Genomic DNA, 17,741 nt, shown 5'->3' with positions numbered 1-17,741 from the left:
TTATAACAATTATTTCCCCAAGGCTGTACTACCTTTGTACGCATTTTCGGCTTAATTTATAAAGGATCTCTCTCATGTCTGTGGTAAAAAAAATCTTTAAGTTTTTCCTTATCTTTCTAGGTGTTCTGGTGTTACTCTCTGGCGCATTCGCTATATATGTATATAATATCGCTGACGCTACACCACCGGTTCTGACAGAGCAGGAAAAGGTACAGATCGCTGCACCACTGGTTACCGACAGTATGACTACACTGGGCGATAACTGGATCAGCCGCAATGAGCATGGACTATATGAAATGTATGTAAGCGGCAGTCCGTATGAGCGGGGCCTGAAGGCCGGAGCACTGAGCAAGCAGCTGATCGTGGACCAGGAAATAGCCTTTACCAACCAGATCAAATCTATGATACCCTCTGAGGGATATCTCAAATTTCTCAAATACATTATCGGGTTTATGAACAGAGATCTTTCTGATCATATAAGCCGCGAATACAAAATGGAGATCTATGGCATCTCACAATATGCCCTGGACAGCTTTGACTGGATCGGTACCCGATACTCCCGCATCCTGAACTATCATGCGGCACATGATGTAGGCCATGCCATGCAGAATATGATGCTCGTGGGCTGTACCTCTTTCGGAGCATGGGCTAACAAAACGGAGGATAGCAGCCTGATCATCGGTCGCAATTTTGATTTCTGGGTAGGTGATGCCTTTGCCGAAAATAAGATAGTAGAATTTGTGGCTCCGGATTCGGGCTACAACTTTGCCTATATTACCTGGGGCGGCTTTATCGGGGTTGTCTCCGGCATGAATGAAAAAGGACTTACGGTAACCATCAATGCTGCGCCCTCACAGATTCCTTTCGGTGCTGCTACACCGGTATCGTTGGTGGCCAGGGAGATCTTACAGTACGCTAAAAATATTGATGAAGCTATACGCATCGCCAAAACACGCAAAATGTTTGTCAGCGAGAGTTTCCTGATCGGCTCAGCCATTGATAAAAAAGCAGTGGTGATTGAGAAAACGCCTAAGAAACTGGATGTATACTATCCTATTGACAATAGCATAACCTGTACCAATCACTACCAGAGTACAGAACTGCTGAAAGAAGAATCGAACCGGGAGCAGATGAAAAACAGTGCATCTGTCTACCGTCAGAAGCGCCTCTCTCAATTGATGGAGGGTGATTATCCGCTGAATCCTACCAAGGTGGCCAACATTCTGAGAGATCAAAAAGGACTTAACAATTCTGATATTGGTCTGGGCAATGAGAAAGCTATTAACCAACTGATAGCACACCATTCTATCATTATGATGCCGGATAGCCTTCGCTTCTGGGTGAGCACCAATCCCTGGCAGCTGGGCGCTTATGTTTGCTATGATCTGAAAAAGGTGTTTGAACAGAAAGCTAAACCAAGTAAGGGTACCGTGTCTGTAGCACAGTACACCATTCCTGCTGATAGCTTCCTGAATACAAAAGAGTATCAGAACTACCTATACTTCCGCCTGGTCAAAAACAAACAGGCTTTTGGCCATACAGACTATAACTTCAATCCGGATAGCCTGATGTTTGCCAACCCCAGTTATTATGATACTTATCGCATTCTCGGTGACTATTACATGCATTACCGCAATAAAGCCAAAGCTGAGGAGATGTATATTATGGCACTGAAAAAGGATATTGCAACAGAAGGGGAGCGAAAGGCTATACAAAAGAAGCTGAAACAGCTTAAGAATTAATAAATCCAGTACTTTTACCTGATATAATATTTATACATTCAGTATTACATGGGAATTGTAAGAAAGCAGAGTATTTTTTCTTCTATATACATCTTTATCGGGTTTGCACTCGGGGCGGTAAATACCCTGTTGCTGTATACCAAATACCTGAATATGGACCAGTATGGTCTTACGGGTATCTTCAGAGACATATCGGTATTGTTTTCCATGCTGGCAACCTTCGGGACAAATACGGCATTGCTTAAGTTTTTTCCTTTGTACCAGGCCCGGTTGGGGCGGGAGAAGAATGACCTGCCTTTCCTGGTATTAATGGTAGGCTTGTTTGGTTGTCTACTCATCCTGTTTGGCTTCCTGGCATTTAAAGAATTGATTGTACTGAAGTTTGGAGAGAAGTCTCCTTTGCTGGTACAATATTTCAACCTGGTGATTCCGCTGACCATCTCCCTGGTCATGATGGGCCAGATGGAAGGGTTTTCTTTTATGCTGAAACGTACAGCTGTCGGTAACCTGATCAAAGAGATCGGCTTTCGGCTGATACAGACCATAGCTATCCTGCTGTACATTTATAATATCATCAGTATTGATACCTTCTTCCTCATCTTTTCATTGATGTATATACCTTCGGTGATCGCTATGGTCATCCTGATTTCGTATAAGAAGGGTATCAAACTTAATTTTTACATCAGTACGCTTACCAGAAAGATCTACCGTAAAGTGATCAGTTTCTCCCTGTTTCACTTTTCGGGGGTGGTCATCTCTGTTTTACCTTTTGCACTTAACGGTATCCTTATAGCGGGTATCAGTGACAATGGTCTTAAGGATGTGGGTGTTTATACCATTGCTACCTTTATGGTTACGATGCTGGATGTACCGCAAAGGGCCATGCGTGGAATCGGTAGTGCCACTTATTCTGAAGCTTTTCTGCACAATGATCTGGAAAGGGTAGGCCGCATGCAGAAAAGTGCATCTTTAAGCTTACTGATCGTAGGCTTTTGCTTATTCGGACTGATTTTACCTAATATTGAAAATATTGCTTTCTTCAGCAAGGGAAAAGACCTTCACCCGGTGATCAGTATCTTCCTGATAGTAGGTAGCGCAAAGCTGATAGAACTGTCTATGGGTATGAATGATACGCTGCTGAGCTTGTCTAAATACTGGAGAACGGACTTTTTTATTGCGACCATTATCGTTATCCTTTCCATCCCTACCAATATCCACTTCATCAGATGGAACCCATTATTGGGTGCTGCATTTGGTCAGGCGATTATGCTCTTACTCTTCTGCCTGCTGCGTTCGGTAATGATCTGGAGGTATTTTAAGATGCAGCCATTCAGCAGTAAAACACCACTGATTATACTGATCGGTGTCCTGGCCACTTCTGTTGCGTTTTACCTGCCGGATATGCCTAATGTCTGGGCCGACATTTTTGTCAGAGGTACTGTATTTATGGTGCTGTATATCGTACCGGTACTCTACTTTAATATTTCCGGAGAAATGAATGATCTGCTGTTGCTGGCAAAGAAAAAAATCTGGCGCCGGTAGGCATTAGCGGGAATAACAGATATTTTTTCCACAGTTTTTAAGTTGGCAATATTAATGCTTACATTTGTGCCTATTAGTCAAAAAAATATATAAATATATGCAGTGCAGATTATGTGGCGCTCCTTCTACTTTAATTGCAAAAGATCATCATGGTTATCAGGAAGGTAACACCTTTGATATATATGAATGCAAGCAGTGCAATACGAGTTTTGTGCTACCGGTAGATTTCACAACAGAAATATACCAGGCTATTTATAAAAATGCTGAATTTGTACCCGGCTATAACAGATATTACTACTATCGCAAACAAGCGAAGGCCAGTAAAGATGCCTTAAAATTCCTCGCCGATGCAGAGTCTATGTACTGGGCTGTGCAGGAAGTGCTGCATAACTTTAAAGGCAAGAACATACTCGAAGTGGGTTCCGGCTTTGGCTACCTTACTTATGCCATTCATCAGAAAGGATATCATATCAGAGGTGTAGACATCTCTGCCACTGCGGTTGAAGAAGCGACCAATACTTTTGGTGAACTGTATGAATGTGCAGATGTATTTGACTTTTATAAAAACCACCTGGAAGAGTATGACCTCATCATCCTTACCGAGGTGATCGAGCACCTGGAACATCCGGTTGCCTTCATGGAGTGTCTGTACAAAATGTTGAAGAAGGGTGGAAAGATCTTTGTAACTACACCCAATAAATCGGTAAGCAGTCTGAAAGACCCCTGGATGTCGGATTTACCTCCTGTGCACCTTTGGTGGTTCTCAGAAGAATCTGCTGCATACATTGCAAAGCAATTGAACTGTACGGTTTCGCTTGTAGACTTTACTAAGTTTAACCGCAACAATTTCATTAAACCACGCTATAAGATATTCAATGACTATGGTCATATACCGCCACGGTTAGACAGTGCCGGAGCAGTTATTAATCCTGCGCCATGGAATGGTGACCAGATAGGACCGGTAAAGGCACTGGCTCAGAAAATAGTGACCAGGATTATGACAACCAGGTTGCTGGATCCTTTACTTGCCAGACCAACACGCCCTATCGAAAAATCGGATACCCTGGCATTTCTCCTGGAGCCCATCGGCTAACCGGAGCAGGCCAAGCCTAAATTTTTTATCTGACAGCGCTGAGTTTGCGGTATGACTTCATGCCGCTGGTATCAGCCTTAATTGATCACTTCCATTATTTAATAGCAATGATGCCAGTATTAGTTTCCATTTGTATCCCCTGTTATAAAAATGCAGAGAAAGTAAAAAGACTCCTGGAAAGCATAAGGGCTCAAAGTTATACACAATTTGAAATTGTACTGACTGATGACAGCCCTGACGATACGGTAAAGGATATGGTTCTTTCCGATTTTGCAGACCTGCAGATCAGATATTTCAAAAACACACCGAGCCTGGGCTCTCCGGAAAACTGGAACAGGGCCATAGCACTGGCCAATGGGGAGTGGATCAAGATCATGCATCATGATGATTATTTTATGCATCCGCAAAGTCTCCAGCGATTCATGGATCACACCGGCTCGGGTGCATCATTTATATTTTCAGATTATACTTATGTCTACCTGGAATCGGGTAAGCAAGAAGCTGCTTTATTTCCGGAGAAAAGCCTGAAAGATCTGCTGCGTAATCCTATGCTCCTTAATGCAAACAATACTATCGGTAATCCGAGTGTGGTACTTGTGCACAGCAGCCTTAAGGAGGTATGCTATGATAAACGCTTTGTGTGGAAGGTAGATATTGAATACTATATACACCTCATCAAAAAAGGTGCCCGGCTGCAACATATCAGTGAAAATCTGATTGCAGTTGGTATGAGTGAAACGCAGATAACGAGCAGTGTAAAACTGAACCCTGATTTTGAACTCCCGGAAGCCTTACTCTTACTGCAATTATACGGGTTCGATAACCTGAACAATATTGTGGTATATGATGCTTACTGGAGAATGTTCCGAAATATGCATATCTATGATATAGATACCGTGAAGCAGTACGCAGAGGGAGACTGGGGAAAAGCGATTGAACATTTGCTCCGGAGTTTAAAGAAGTGCAATCCCGACCGGCTGAAAAAAGGCGTCTATTCAAAAGCAAAAATGCTGCAATCCTTTGTGGGCAGACCAAGACATTAATGCCGTAATATTCAGAAAAAAACAGATTATGTATACCCAGGAAGAAGAAATAAACCTCAGCAAAACCGCACAGGATTTGCTGCAGATCAATGAAGAACAAACCGATAGTACAAACGTTCCCGATCTCAGGAAGATACTCAACTACCTGGATTGGAAATATTATGTACAGGATAGTCCGGTTCTGGCCGATGTGGAATACGATAAACTGTTCCGCATGCTGAAGCATATCGAAGCAGCGCATCCGGAACTGGTTACAGAAGACTCTCCTACACAGAGAGTGGCCAGGGGCCTGAGCTCCAGCTTTCAGACCGTTGAGCATTTTGTACCCATGCTGAGCCTGGAGAACTCTTATAATGCAGATGATCTGCGGGAGTGGGACAGGAAGTGCAAAGAATTTGCCGGAAAAGAAAAACTGGAATATACCGTAGAACCAAAATATGATGGTGCCGGTATATCTGTATATTATGAAAATGACCGGCTGGCACGCGCCGCTACCCGTGGCGATGGTGTGCGTGGAGAGGATATCACCCTTAATGCGAAACAGATCAAATCTATTCCTTTATCTGCCCATCTTTCTGCCAAAGGCGTATCGGCTATAGAGATCCGGGGAGAAGTGATCATTAAAAAAGAAACCTTCAGGGCCTTTAATGAACAACGTATCGCTGAAGGCTTGTCTATACTGGCCAATCCGCGCAATGCGGCCTCCGGCTCGCTGCGCATGCTGGATGCAGCTGAAGTTGCCAAACGTGGACTGCATGCTGTTTTATACCATGTCAGTTACCATACCAATACAGATAATAAAGAAGATAATGCTGTTCTGGAAAGCCACTATTCAGTACTGAACTGGCTGGATAGTATGGGCTTTGCTACACCTACACGCGATATGCTGCGCACCGATTCTATAGATGATGTGATTGCTTACTGCGATGCCTACGAAACCAAAAGGGATGAATTACCTTTTGAGATAGACGGTATGGTGGTTAAAGTAAACCATCTGTCGGATCAGGAAACGATGGGACAAACATCTCATCATCCACGCTGGGCAATTGCCTATAAATTCAAGGCGAGACAGGCTACCAGTAAATTACTGAAAGTGGAATACCAGGTAGGCCGTACCGGCAATATAGGTCCGGTAGCCAAAATACAACCGGTGCCTATTGGTGGTGTTACCGTTGGTTCCATTTCCCTGTTTAATGAAGATGTGATCCGGGAAAAGGATCTGAAGATAGGCGATACTGTACTCGTTGAACGTGCCGGTGATGTTATCCCTTATATCGTCAAACCACTTACCGAGCTGCGGGATGGAACAGAGACTGACATTATATTTCCTACCAATTGCCCGGTATGTAATGATCCATTATTCAAACCCGAAGGGGAAGCCGCATGGCGTTGCGTGAATATCAATTGTGATGCACAGGTTGTAGAACGACTGATACACTTTGCCAGCAAAGATGCCATGGATATACGCAACCTGGGCGGAGCTAACATTGCCCGCTTCTATGAGCTTGGATTGCTGCGTACGGTTGAGGGCATCTATCAATTGGATTTTGACGCGATCGGACAACTGGATAAGTTCGGCGCAAAATCGGTGGATAATCTGAAGACGGCTATTGAAAACAGTAAAAGCCAACCGCTGCATCGTTTGATCTATGGGCTGGGTATCCGATATGTAGGAGAGACGACTGCCAAGACCCTGGCTAAAGCTGTAACCCATCTGAATGAATTTAAAGAATGGGATGAAGCACAGCTCTGTACGCTCGAAGACATCGGACCAAAAGTAGCCAATGCTGTGTTTCAGTTTTTCCGCAACGAAGACAATATTCTACTGATCGAACACCTGGAACAGCTGGGCGTGAATGTTCAGCGCAAAACATCCGTGAGTACTGAAAGTGCGGAAGGTGGCCTGAGTGGACAGACATTCCTGTTTACCGGTACACTGAGCCATTTCAAACGCAGTGATGCAGAAGCTATGGTGGAAGCCAAAGGCGGAAAGCTTTTGAGCGGAGTAAGCAGTAAGCTGAATTACCTGGTAGTGGGTGCTGATGCCGGCTCTAAGCTGGAGAAAGCAAAAAAACTCACCACCATCAATATACTGACAGAAGAGGCGTTTCTGAGCATGATGGATACCTTATCTTAGGTGCTGGATGTCTGTCGATTATAACGTTTTCGCAAAACGAACGTTAATATAATAGTATACACTTGGTTTTGTAGTTTTATTAACTCAATTTTAGTTTACATTTGTATACTGTTTTTTAATTATATATTATCAAACTGCATTTTATCTAACAAAAAGATTCTGTTACAGGTCGTATACCCGCGTATGTTGCAATTTATGAAAAACAAGATTTTGATTCCCTCTGTAGTATGCGGAGGTTTACTGGCATTTTTATCCTTCCGTTATATCAATGCCAATGCACAGCCCCAGGGCCAGAATGCTATAATCCAGCAGACGGTTATGGCTATTATGCAGGAGGGTCACTATGCTCCGAGAGAAATTAATGACAGCTTCTCCAAAAAAGTATTCGATAAGGTTATCGAAGGGCTGGATTACGATAAGAAATTTCTGCTGCAAACTGATTATGATGAGCTGAAGAAATACCAGTTCATGATCGATGATCAGATTATGGATAATCGTACCGATTTTTTCAATCAGCTGAATGACATATTTGTAAAAAGGATAGCCGAGGCAGAGCAGTATTACAAACCTATACTGAACAAGCCGTTCAACTTTAATGAAAACGATAGCATACAGCTGGATGGCGATAAGCTGAAGTTTGCAAAAAACACAGCGGATATGAAAGCCCGCTGGGAGCAACTGCTGAAATACCGCGTGCTGGCTAAGTATGTAGATCTGAAAAAAACTGAAGAGAAAAAAGCTAAAGACTCTGTAGGTTATGTAGCCAAAACCAGCGCTGTGCTGGAGACGGAAGCCCGCGAGTCAGTGGTTAAGATGCAGGATCGCTATTTCAAACGCCTTAAAAAGCTGAATGAAAATGATCGCTTCTCTTTATATATGAATGGTCTGACCAGTGCCGAAGATCCGCACTCAGACTTCTTCCCGCCAGAAGATCGCAAGCGTTTTGATGAAGCGATGTCCGGTAACTTTATCGGTATCGGTGCACAATTACAGGCGCAGGATGACGGAAAGATTAAAGTACAGATGATTATTACCGGTAGCCCTAGCTGGCAGCAAGGCCAATTAAAAAGCGGTGATATTATCGAAAAAGTAGAAGGAGAGGCAGGACCTGTAGATATCGAAGGATATGAAATAGAAGATGTGGTAAAACTGATCCGTGGTAAAGCGGGTACTGTCGTAAAAATGCACGTAAAACATGAAGACGGTACGAAACAGATTATCCCGATCGTACGCGGAAAAGTAGAAATGGAAGATACCTATGCCAAGTCATCTGTTATAGAGAGTAATGGTAAACGTATCGGTTATATATACTTACCGGAGTTCTATACCAACTTTACCGGAAATGGTGATCGTACCAGCGGTAAAGATGTGGAGAATGAGGTGATCAGACTGAAAGAAGAGGGTGTAGACGGTATTGTTCTGGATTTGCGTAACAATGGTGGTGGTTCCCTGAGTGATGTAGTGGACATGGCCGGTATATTTATCGGCAAAGGCCCTGTAGTACAGGTAAGAGGTCGTGGCGATAATGTCATGACATTAAAAAGCCGCCAATCTGAACCGGTATACACTGGCCCCCTGGCCATCATGGTAAATGGTGGTTCAGCATCTGCTTCTGAAATCCTGGCTGCTGCAATGCAAGATTATGGCAGAGCTGTAATTATCGGTGCCAACACTTTTGGTAAAGGCACAGTTCAGAAACTGGTTCCGCTGGATCCGTTTGTATCTCCTGAGGCCCGTAAGAGTATTATTGATTCCTGGATCGCTGCTAAAAACGGTGATGCTAAATTTGAAGGAATCGGTTCTCTGAAATTAACGATTCAGAAATTCTATCGTATCAATGGCGGTTCTACCCAATTGAAAGGTGTAACCCCGGACATCCTGTTACCAGATGTGTATGAAGGCCTGGATGATATGGGCGAGCGCAAAAATCCTTCTGCACTGACATGGGATAAGATTAAAGAATCTGACTATAGCAAAACAAACAGTATACCTAACCTGGCAACAATGATCGGGGATAGTAAAAAAAGAACCAATACGAGTGAAACCTTTAACCTGGTAAAACAAACCGGTGCCCGATTAAAATCACAGCAGGATCACAATGTATATCCTTTGAATGAGGCCAAGTACATGGCGAAAATTGCGGAAGGTGAGGCTATCAACAAAAAACTGGATCAGATTGACAGTGCTAAAACCAAACTGGTGGTGCTGAACCTGAAAGCTGACCTGGAAAAAGTGAATGTGGACACCAGCACTAAAGAGAAAAATAAAAAATGGATCGATGCGCTGAAAAAAGACGCTTACCTGAACGAAACGGTAAATGTGCTGAATGAGTGGATCAAAGTGGTGGCAATGAAACCAACCACTTCCAACAAATAAGATTTCTGTTCTTATCTATAAAAAGCTACGGGCTGCACTATATAGTGCAGCCCGTAGCTTTTAGTATCAATATATTTATTTAGCGTAATCCTTTACATAAAATTTCTACCAGCATAGAGAGGTTTACCTTAAATGTGCTGAACTTGTTCTGCAGGAAGACTTCCTGTTCAAAACTGCGCAATGCAGTAGTCAGCACTCTCGACAGGAACGTAATATCACGCTCTTTACCGGTATTAATTTCTTTCTGTTCAATAGCCCATTCCAGTATTCTTCTTAATACACTGGCTTCTGCCTCTACCTGCATTTTAGAGATTTCATAAAACACATCTTCATGTGCTTTTATCTCCTCGGCAAGTGAGCTATAGGCAACCAGCAATTCATTGGCACAATCTGCTTTTTTACTGTAATAGTCAATAAGATTATCCTGTATACTTTTTCCTTTGATTACTTCCAGTTCTGCCAGCTGCATAATCCGCTTGAACTCGGTAAAGGCAATGAGTTCAAATACTTCTTTCTTATTTTTAAAATAGTGGTACAGTGTACTCCTGCTTTTCCCTAAAGCCTTGGCAATATCATCCATAGATACTTTATTGTATCCATACTTTATAAAAACAGATTTCGCAGCAACCAGTATCTGCTGTTTCATTTTTTCATATTCAGAAATCGTTTCCATATCGACAAATATAATCATTTTGTCGAACATGTAATTATATAATCGGGAATAAGCATTGGATTAACCAAAAGATAATAAATTATGTAATCAGCCCGTTGGTAGCATCCGAGGGGATATCTGCTCAGAAAAACATATTGTTACAGTCTTTTTTTATATTTGCTATCCTAACATTTTACAAAAACGCGTGCCATGCCACTTTATCCCTGGATTCAATTAAAAAGATACATCGAACAGGTAATTATGTTTCCGTTCGTGCAGGCCGGCAAACTGGTTGCGCGGCTGAATCCACTCCCGGAAAAAGAGTATGATTTATTTTGTTTCTTTCCTATTTACGGACTGGGGGGTGCCGAAAAAGTACATGCTTCTGTTCTGCGGGCTATACCAGATAAAAAAGTAATCGTGTTTTTTACCCGTAAGTCAGACGAGGTGGAAATGAAACGCTTTTTCACCCTGCCGCATGTTACCATAAAAGACATCAGTAGGTATACAGATAATAAATGGCTTTACGGATTCAATTTCCTTTACCGGGGCATATGTGCACAGTACATCAACCAGCAGGATCATGCACCTACAGTCTTTAATGGTCAGTGCAATTTTGCTTATAAATTATTCCCACATATTCGTAAAAGCATATTGAAGACTGAACTGATCCATAATGCCGAAAAGCGTTTTGGCTGGATCACCTTCCCCTACATTCCTGTTATGGATAAGCGGGCAATGATTACACAACTTATCATTGATCAGCATATAAGCTTTTATCGTCAGCTGGGCATCCCTTCTTTGTACGACAGTCGCATCACGCAGATCCAAAATACCGTACCCGTACCGGAGCAATACACGGTCCATTCTCCCGGCGATACTTTAAAAGTATACTATGCCGGCCGTAGCGGATGGCCCAAAAGGTTATACCTGATTTTGGAAATCGCAAGAAAGGCATTAGCCGCTCAGTTACCGATTGAATTTCATTTTGCCGGCAATTTTGAATCTGAGATTCCTGCAGACATACGACCGCATATACACTGGCACGGGCTCATTACTGATGAGAAGTCGATGTATGATCTGCACAAACAGATGGATGTGCTTATTATGACTTCGGCTTTTGAAGGTTTCCCATTAAGCATTATGGAAGCAATGAGTTGTGGTGTCGCTATTGTATCTACTGCGGTAGATGGCATACGGGGAAATATTATTGATGGGGTGGCAGGTCTGTTGATCCATGAAACAGAAGAAGAGGCTATTGTAACATCTGGACTGGAAAAACTAAAAAGATTATCGGCCGACCGGGAATTATTGCAGCAGATATCCCGTAATAATTACGAATATGCAGTAACCCATTTCAGCGAAACGAAATTCAACAAGGCCTACAGAGACTTATTTAATTTTACAGATTAACCATAAGCACTGGCAGCAGGTAAGGAAACCAGGGGATTAGACAAGCTTATAACTGTTTGATAATCACATTAATTATCTAAATATCCTCCCATTCTCCAGAAAACTTTAAACAAGTACGGGCATACATTTGACAATTATATAAATTTAATATAAATTTGCCCCACTTAAAATTATATACAATTCAATAATGGCTCAATCATCTAGAAATAAACCTGGCGTAGAAGTGTTTGGAGAGAACGATAGCAAGATGAAAGCAACAGATGTAGCTTTTGTGATGCAGAACTCTTTTGATAAAAATAAAAAAGTGATTATTGGTGCAGTAGTTGCTGTACTGGTGCTGGTAGGCGGTTACTTTGGTTATAAATATCTGGTACAGGCTCCGGGAGAAGAGAAAGCAATGAAAGACCTTTCTTATGTACAAAAGTGGTTCGAAGTGGACTCTGTAAATACAGTACTGAAAGGAGATGGTCAGCATGCAAGTGCATTATCAGTAATTAAGAAACACAGCGGTACTAAAGCAGCTAACCTGGCTAAATATTATGCAGGTATCAGCTATCTGAAAACCGGTGATGTTAATAACGCAATTAAGTATCTGAGCGAGTTTAATGGTGAAGGTACAGTAGTAGCTAACCTGGCTCAGGGAGCATTAGGTGATGCTTATATGGATGCCGGTAAAACAGATAAAGGTATCGAAAGCTACAAAAAAGCAGCTTCTGACGAAAACGATCAGTATACTTCAGCTTTATATACTTTCCGCGCAGGTCTGGCCAGCGAGAAAGCAGGTAAATTAGAAGATGCTAAGAAATTCTACAAAGAGATTAAGGAGAAATTCCCGAACACATTACAGGCACGCGACGTAGACAAGTACCTGGCCCGTTTAGGCGAAATTTCTATCGACTAATATTATTTATTATTATAGCACATCCCCCAGGGTTAGAACCTGGGGGATTTTTATTTGACATGGTTAAACTTCGGCCAATATTTTAACTCTATGTAAAGAAATTTGCATACCTTAGTCAGCCAAAATTAAAAATTTAACAATTATCTAATTCAAAGATGGATCAAGCAATTCAAGCAAAAAAAGGGCATCCTAAAGGATTGTATCTGCTGTTCTTCACAGAAATGTGGGAACGCTTTTCGTATTATGGAATGCGCGGCATTTTAATGCTCTATTTAACCAAATCCCTTTTCCAGGGTGGTTTGGCAATCGACCCTAAAGACGCCAGTCTTATTTATGGCTTCTTTACCGGTTTTGTATACTTCACCCCTCTGATCGGAGGCTGGCTGGCAGATACTTACCTGGGTCAGCGTAAAGCCATCACTATTGGCGGTACTATTATGATGCTGGGGCAGTTTGTCCTTTTTGCCATGAGCAACCATACTGGTATGTACCTTGGTCTATTCCTTCTTATCATAGGTAACGGGTTCTTTAAACCGAACATATCCACATTAGTGGGTGGTTTATACCAGGATGGAGACAAAAGAAGAGATTCTGCATTCTCTATCTTCTATATGGGTATCAACCTGGGTGCCTTCCTGGCTCCTCTGGTAATCGGTTTACTGACTGATAATATCTTTGCTACCAAAGATGCTGCCGGAACGGTTATCTCCTATGGTTATAAATACGGCTTCCTGGCTTCGGGTGTAGGTATGTTATTAGGCCAGATCATTTTCAATATGCTGGCGGCGAAATACCTAGGCAACCTGGGTCTGAAACCGACTACTAAAAAAGCAAATACAGAAATTGAAGGCGTAAAAAGCAATGCTCCGATGACCAAGGAGGAAAAGCAAAGAATCACTGTTATTTTTGTTTTCTTCTTCTTTGCAATCTTCTTCTTCGCCGGTTTCGAGCAGGCAGGTTCTTCCCTTACTTTATATACAGATAAGTTTATTAACCGTAATGTATTCGGATTTGAAATCCCTACTTCATGGTTCCAGAGTGTAAACCCTGTATTCATTGTATTACTGGCACCTGTATTCGCAGTATTCTGGGAAAGCAGAATCGGTCAGAAATTATCTACTCCTCTCAAAATGGGTTTAGGTATGGTTATTCTGGGTATCGGTTTCTGGTTCATGCTGGGTGCAGTACAGGAAAGAGGTGGCGATATCCCTAATGAAGCGATTAAAGCAAGCATCTGGTGGCTTATCTTAACTTACCTGGTACATACTATCGGTGAGCTGTGTTTGTCTCCTGTAGGGCTTTCTGTAGTAACCAAATTATCACCTCCTAAGCTGGCTTCACTGCTGATGGGTGTATGGTTATTATCCTCTTTCGTAGCAAACATCGTTGGTGGATTCCTGGCTTCTTCTGTAGAAACATTGGGTGCAGGTAAGATATTCCTGTATATCTCTATCTTCGTAATCATCTGCGGACTGGCTATGATCGCCTTAAATAAAGTTCTGGTGAGAATGATGCACGGCGTCAAATAATAAGAAAAATTACATACTTTTAAAGTCTCTAACTCCTGTTAGAGACTTTTTATTTTCATGAATACTAAATCCATTCAATGAGTCAGAATCTTACTTTAGAAGAAATTCAGAGCTTTAAAGGCAAATATCCTAAACAACTATGGCATCTATTCTTTTCCGAAATGTGGGAGCGCTTTTGCTTTTACGGGATGCGCGGCATGCTTACCTTCTTTATGGTACACCAGTTGTCTATGCCAGAAACACAGGCCAATTTGCAATATGGCGCTACTCAGGCATTTGTTTACGCATTTACCTTCATCGGCGGTTTATTTGCCGATAAAATATTAGGATTCAGAAAATCATTATTCTGGGGTGGTATACTTATGATTATAGGTAGCCTTATTCTCGCAGCCGATCCGCATAAATTTTTCTTTCTGGGTATATCCTTTACAGTAATCGGTACCGGTTTCTTTAAACCAAATATCTCTACTATGGTGGGTAACCTCTACAAACAGGGCGATAATCGCCGGGATGCAGGTTTTTCCCTGTTCTATTCCGGTATCAATATTGGTGCTCTGCTGGGCGGTTATGCCTGCGTAGCGATTGGTAAGGGTCAATTATTAGGTAGCATGATACCAGATCATCTGCACTGGAATGTGGCATTCGGTCTGGCAGCTGTAGTAATGGCAATAAGCCTGATTACCTTTCTGAATACCAGAAAACACTTAGGACCAATAGGACTGTCGCCGATTACCAATCCTCCTGTTAATAATACAATGAAACAGGATTTCGATTTCGGCACAATTGGAAATGATCCGAATGCAGCACCGATGAAAGCACGTACAGAATCCGTTAAAAACGGCAAAGCATGGTACGAATATGCTGTGTACATTGGTGCTTTGGCAATGATTCCTGTGGTTATGAAAATGGTAGCTAAAACGGAATATACTGACTGGTTTATGTATATCATTGGTCCGGCTACTCTTATATATCTGATTTATGAAATGACCCGTCATACCGCTGCAGAAGCGAAAAAATTAGGTGCAGCGCTAGTATTTATTATTTTCTCTATTATTTTCTGGGCATTTTTCGAACAAAGTGGCGGATCTCTTAGTTTGTTTGCTGCCAATAACCTGGATGATAAATTATTAGGTGCAATTAAACTGGACCCTAATGGGGTAAACAATGCCGCTAATTCCCTGTTTGTGATCATATTTGCACCTATTGTAGGCCTGATATGGTTAGGCCTTGCAAAGAAGAAAATAGAGCCTAATACCGTTGTGAAATTCGGTTTAGGATTTATATTCCTGGCCCTGGCATTCTATGTATTCTATGCAACACGATTCTTCCAGCTAGTACCGGGTATGGCTAGTCTTGATATCTTTACACTTGCTTACCTGGTAATTACTTTTGGTGAATTATGTTTGTCTCCGATAGGTCTGTCTATTATGACTAAATTATCTCCTGCACGCCTGCAGGGTGTAATGATGGGTATGTGGTTCCTTGCCAGTGCTTATGGTCAATATGTAGCTGGTATCCTGGGTGCTGGTATGGCACAGGCCAATGAGCATGCAAGTCCGGTAGAAAAACTGATTGCCTATACAGATGGTTATAAGCAACTGGCTATCTATGCACTTATAGCCGGTGTAGTATTGATTATAATCTCGCCTGTAGTTAAAAAGCTAATGCAGGAAGTAAAATAAACTATATATTTTAATGAAGTAAAAGATAGTTCTGTATGCAGAACTATCTTTTTTTGTTGCTAAATAAAATACCTTTGCAGCATGAAAAATATCATTTTATTTGCTTCCGGTGCCGGTTCTAATGTACAGGCTATACTTGACTATTTTGAAGGCAAAAACATCGCTAAACCTGTGGCTATTGTTTGTAATAAAGCCGGTGCGGGTGTACTGAATATTGCGGAAAAGCATCATATCCCGGTAGAAATGATCAATAAAGAGCGTTTTTCTTCTGAAGAATTTATAAATAAAATAAATACATATAATCCTGATTTACTGATACTTGCAGGATTTTTATGGAAAATACCATCTGCTTTGGTTGAAAAATACCCAGGTAAAATCATCAATATTCACCCGGCTTTACTGCCTAAATATGGTGGTAAAGGTATGTATGGCATGAATGTACATAATACAGTAATAGAACAGAAAGAGAAGGAGAGCGGTATTACGATTCACTATGTAAATGAACACTATGATGAAGGTAATGTAATTGTACAGGCGCATTGCACCATAGCAGAACATGATACTCCGGAAATGCTGGCACAGAATATCCATAAACTGGAGCATTTCTATTTTCCCAGAGCGATTGAGTTTTTATTGAAATAAAGCAAAAATGGTTTTCAGTGATATACTGAAAACCATTTTTATTATCTATAAAGTCTAGTTTCTGTCTATTATTTCCAGGCCCATTAATTGCTGGTATTTCATCGGAATCAGGGCTTTTTTATCTGTTCCATTCAATTTAAATACATAGGTTTCTTTTGCACTTTTGTCAAATATTTTAACCTCATCTGACCAGGTATTCTGTACATCAAACCGGTCATTAACTTTCAGATATAAGCTTGAAAACAGCTGTGTTTCATAAATCTTATACCCCTTTTCCTGCCTTACTATATACCAATCAGTAATATCCGCTGCTCTGGGAGGATCAAAATTTTCAATTTCATTATTTACCTTATAATATGGTTTCAGGATGGCAATTGCTTCCATTTCTGTACCGGCATGCGCACGGATACTTTTCAGCAATTTAAACTCTTCAGTATACAAATCCACGGTTTCCTTGCCATAGAAAACAGCATAATAATCGAGCCTTTTTTCCTTATCCAGTATCTTAATAATGGAATAATCGGATGCTTTTATTTGTTTATGCAATAGTTTAAAAGATTGATTTGTATTATAAACATCATATCCATCTTTCGACTTTGCAATAATAAATGGCGTGAATAAAAAACTATTTATAGAACTATACAAATAAGGAAAGGTATGGGCTATTTTAAACTGTTGGTCTAAAAGGGCACTTTTATGCTCTTTTGTAGCAATATGCAGATATTCCGTTGTCTTAACATATAAATGGTAATGCTGTTCCGCAGTAGAAAACGGAAATAATTTTCCTGTGGTTTTACTATAAAAATCAAGGTCAGTACCTTTTTCAAAACCCAGATAATCATCAGAAAAAAGTATGTCCTTTGTATAAGAAGGCGCAATATACTCTTCCATGTTTGTGGTATTAACCAGACCAAATTTACTATTTACAGAAAAATCGGTATACTGCTCTTGAGCAGATAAAATGAATGAAGAGGAGAGTGAGGCAAATA

13 protein-coding genes are annotated in these 17,741 nt (G+C 41.3%); 11 read left to right on the top strand and 2 right to left on the bottom strand.

Annotation, left to right across the window (positions count from 1 at the left end; all coding sequences use genetic code 11):
• Positions 1 to 74: 74 nt before the first annotated feature.
• The 6 genes from FTD44_RS06775 (at position 75) to FTD44_RS06750 (ending at position 9,933) form a co-directional block, all read left to right on the top strand.
• Positions 75 to 1,742, top strand: a complete 1,668-nt coding sequence (locus FTD44_RS06775) for a C45 family autoproteolytic acyltransferase/hydolase (protein WP_222165749.1) — start codon at positions 75 to 77, stop codon at positions 1,740 to 1,742.
• 48 nt (positions 1,743 to 1,790) lie between these two features.
• The gene (locus tag FTD44_RS06770; RefSeq protein WP_222165748.1) at positions 1,791 to 3,284 is read left to right on the top strand and encodes a lipopolysaccharide biosynthesis protein; all 1,494 of its coding nucleotides are present in this window, start codon (positions 1,791 to 1,793) and stop codon (positions 3,282 to 3,284) included.
• 97 nt (positions 3,285 to 3,381) lie between these two features.
• Positions 3,382 to 4,377, top strand: coding sequence for a class I SAM-dependent methyltransferase (locus FTD44_RS06765; RefSeq protein ID WP_222165747.1), 996 nt, complete (start codon positions 3,382 to 3,384; stop codon positions 4,375 to 4,377).
• Between the two features lie 107 nt (positions 4,378 to 4,484).
• The gene (locus FTD44_RS06760; protein ID WP_222165746.1) at positions 4,485 to 5,420 is read left to right on the top strand and encodes a glycosyltransferase family 2 protein; all 936 of its coding nucleotides are present in this window, start codon (positions 4,485 to 4,487) and stop codon (positions 5,418 to 5,420) included.
• Positions 5,421 to 5,448: 28 nt separating this feature from the next.
• Entirely contained in the window at positions 5,449 to 7,557 is a 2,109-nt protein-coding gene (gene ligA / locus FTD44_RS06755) for an NAD-dependent DNA ligase LigA (RefSeq protein ID WP_222165745.1), read from the top strand.
• Between the two features lie 195 nt (positions 7,558 to 7,752).
• The gene (locus tag FTD44_RS06750; RefSeq protein ID WP_222165744.1) at positions 7,753 to 9,933 is read left to right on the top strand and encodes a carboxy terminal-processing peptidase; all 2,181 of its coding nucleotides are present in this window, start codon (positions 7,753 to 7,755) and stop codon (positions 9,931 to 9,933) included.
• Between the two features lie 79 nt (positions 9,934 to 10,012).
• Here FTD44_RS06750 and FTD44_RS06745 read toward each other — a convergent pair whose 3' ends face one another.
• On the bottom strand, positions 10,013 to 10,606 hold the full coding sequence (locus FTD44_RS06745; protein WP_222165743.1) for a TetR/AcrR family transcriptional regulator: 594 nt from the start codon (positions 10,604 to 10,606) through the stop codon (positions 10,013 to 10,015).
• A gap of 189 nt (positions 10,607 to 10,795) precedes the next feature.
• Between FTD44_RS06745 and FTD44_RS06740 the strand changes: the two genes are divergently transcribed.
• From FTD44_RS06740 to purN, 5 genes are all read left to right on the top strand, one after another.
• Entirely contained in the window at positions 10,796 to 11,998 is a 1,203-nt protein-coding gene (locus FTD44_RS06740; protein ID WP_222165742.1) for a glycosyltransferase family 4 protein, read from the top strand.
• 187 nt (positions 11,999 to 12,185) lie between these two features.
• Positions 12,186 to 12,899, top strand: coding sequence for a tetratricopeptide repeat protein (locus FTD44_RS06735; protein ID WP_222165741.1), 714 nt, complete (start codon positions 12,186 to 12,188; stop codon positions 12,897 to 12,899).
• A 155-nt stretch (positions 12,900 to 13,054) separates the two neighbouring features.
• Positions 13,055 to 14,428: a peptide MFS transporter gene (locus tag FTD44_RS06730; protein WP_222165740.1), complete on the top strand. Its 1,374-nt coding sequence runs from the start codon at positions 13,055 to 13,057 to the stop codon at positions 14,426 to 14,428.
• Between the two features lie 77 nt (positions 14,429 to 14,505).
• Complete coding sequence (locus FTD44_RS06725; protein WP_222165739.1) at positions 14,506 to 16,110, top strand: peptide MFS transporter; 1,605 nt, start codon at positions 14,506 to 14,508, stop codon at positions 16,108 to 16,110.
• Positions 16,111 to 16,191: 81 nt separating this feature from the next.
• Positions 16,192 to 16,752: a phosphoribosylglycinamide formyltransferase gene (gene purN, locus FTD44_RS06720; RefSeq protein WP_222165738.1), complete on the top strand. Its 561-nt coding sequence runs from the start codon at positions 16,192 to 16,194 to the stop codon at positions 16,750 to 16,752.
• A 54-nt stretch (positions 16,753 to 16,806) separates the two neighbouring features.
• Here purN and FTD44_RS06715 read toward each other — a convergent pair whose 3' ends face one another.
• Positions 16,807 to 17,643 carry a hypothetical protein gene (locus FTD44_RS06715; protein ID WP_222165737.1) on the bottom strand — a complete coding sequence of 279 codons (837 nt, stop codon included), beginning with the start codon at positions 17,641 to 17,643 and terminating at the stop codon, positions 16,807 to 16,809.
• Positions 17,644 to 17,741 lie beyond the last annotated feature (98 nt).

This window comes from Edaphocola aurantiacus, assembly GCF_019797745.1.
GTDB lineage: Bacteria > Bacteroidota > Bacteroidia > Chitinophagales > Chitinophagaceae > Edaphocola > Edaphocola aurantiacus.
Note: the sequence above shows the minus strand (reverse complement) of the source record. Positions and strands in the feature narration are given on the sequence as shown.

Coding starts and splice junctions, on each gene's coding strand:
- purN (WP_222165738.1), top strand. CDS start 16,192: ATGAAAAATATCATTTTATTTGCTTCCGGTGCCGGTTCTAATGTACAG.
- ligA (WP_222165745.1), top strand. CDS start 5,449: ATGTATACCCAGGAAGAAGAAATAAACCTCAGCAAAACCGCACAGGAT.
- FTD44_RS06770 (WP_222165748.1), top strand. CDS start 1,791: ATGGGAATTGTAAGAAAGCAGAGTATTTTTTCTTCTATATACATCTTT.
- FTD44_RS06750 (WP_222165744.1), top strand. CDS start 7,753: ATGAAAAACAAGATTTTGATTCCCTCTGTAGTATGCGGAGGTTTACTG.
- FTD44_RS06730 (WP_222165740.1), top strand. CDS start 13,055: ATGGATCAAGCAATTCAAGCAAAAAAAGGGCATCCTAAAGGATTGTAT.
- FTD44_RS06765 (WP_222165747.1), top strand. CDS start 3,382: ATGCAGTGCAGATTATGTGGCGCTCCTTCTACTTTAATTGCAAAAGAT.
- FTD44_RS06745 (WP_222165743.1), bottom strand. CDS start 10,606: ATGGAAACGATTTCTGAATATGAAAAAATGAAACAGCAGATACTGGTT.
- FTD44_RS06735 (WP_222165741.1), top strand. CDS start 12,186: ATGGCTCAATCATCTAGAAATAAACCTGGCGTAGAAGTGTTTGGAGAG.
- FTD44_RS06775 (WP_222165749.1), top strand. CDS start 75: ATGTCTGTGGTAAAAAAAATCTTTAAGTTTTTCCTTATCTTTCTAGGT.
- FTD44_RS06725 (WP_222165739.1), top strand. CDS start 14,506: ATGAGTCAGAATCTTACTTTAGAAGAAATTCAGAGCTTTAAAGGCAAA.
- FTD44_RS06760 (WP_222165746.1), top strand. CDS start 4,485: ATGATGCCAGTATTAGTTTCCATTTGTATCCCCTGTTATAAAAATGCA.
- FTD44_RS06740 (WP_222165742.1), top strand. CDS start 10,796: ATGCCACTTTATCCCTGGATTCAATTAAAAAGATACATCGAACAGGTA.
- FTD44_RS06715 (WP_222165737.1), bottom strand. CDS start 17,643: ATGGAAGAGTATATTGCGCCTTCTTATACAAAGGACATACTTTTTTCT.